The sequence below is a fragment of the Bradyrhizobium sp. AUGA SZCCT0182 genome, from assembly GCF_018130185.1.
Taxonomy (GTDB): Bacteria; Pseudomonadota; Alphaproteobacteria; order Rhizobiales; family Xanthobacteraceae; genus Bradyrhizobium.
The window spans coordinates 1-1,105 of record NZ_JAFCLY010000110.1 but is presented as its reverse complement, the minus strand read 5'-3'; the positions used below and the strand labels follow the sequence as shown (position 1 = coordinate 1,105).

The window sequence follows — 1,105 nt, the reverse complement described above, 5'->3', positions numbered from 1 at the left end:
CGTGCGCATCTACACCACCACGATCGAGATCCGTGATCGCCACACCCGTGCGCTGCTGCGTGTTCATTCCCGGATGGCGCACCCCGGTTCTGTCGTCCTGCCGACCAGCGAACGGCCGTTCAACCCGTCGCGGCAAACCGCCGTGCTGCTGGCGAGCGCCGAGCGCATCGGACCGCAGACCAGGGCCTTGTGCCAGCAGGTGTTCGACACCGAAGGGCGCCCCGGACAGCGCGCGATGTGGGGCATTGTCGGGCTGGGCCGGAAGTATCCGGCGCGGCTGGTCGAGCAGGCCTGCGCGCACGCCATCGACAACCGCATCTACCGCTACAAGCACGTGCGTGCGACCGTCGAGCGGTTGTTCGAACAGGCGATCGAGCAGGTTGGAGTGACGCCACAGCCGGCATCGCCGCTCACCCAGGATCATCCGCTGATCCGTACCCCCGCGGAATACGGCGACCTCTTCAGCCGCGCTGTGCGGCGCGACGCCGACGACAATGGTCGGCAGGCCGAGGCTCACGACGATCACGCCACGGCAATCCGCGCTCGTGTCGCCTGCGCAACCCCGGCCAACTCCGGCGCCACGAGCGCTCCCGCTGCACCTTCTCACCTTAAACTGGAGACCTAGCCACATGATGACCATGCCGGAAATTGAGCGTTGCCTACGACAGCTGCGCCTGTCGGGTGTCCGCGACACGCTGCAGACGCGCGTGCTCCAGGCGCAGGGCGCCAACCAGCCCTTCCTCGAGACCTTCTCCCTTATCCTGCAGGATGAACTGGACCGTCGTCAGTCCCGTCTTATCGAGCGGCGATACCAGCAATCCGGGCTCGACGAAAAGCTGACGCTCGCCGAGTTCGACTGGTCCTTCAATCCCAAACTGCCACGTCAGACCTGCTTCCAGCTCCACACCCTGGCGTTCATTGCCGCTGGCGAGAACGCTCTGCTTGTTGGCAAACCTGGCACCGGGAAGTCGCACATCGCCAAGGCGATTGCCTATCAGGCGATCCTGCAAAGCCACAAGGTCCAGTATCTTGAGACCGACGACTTCTTCCACCGCTACGCCCTGAACTCTCCGGCACAACGCGAGGTCCGGCTGCGAACCATCAT

The 1,105-nt window shown here is 64.7% G+C and carries 2 pseudogenes; both read left to right on the top strand.

Annotated features, from left to right (window positions below):
* Positions 1-625: pseudogene (locus tag JQ611_RS41460) on the top strand (IS21 family transposase); the annotation flags it as partial.
* Between the two features lie 4 nt (positions 626-629).
* A pseudogene (gene istB, locus JQ611_RS41455) lies at positions 630-1,105 on the top strand (IS21-like element IS1631 family helper ATPase IstB); the annotation flags it as partial.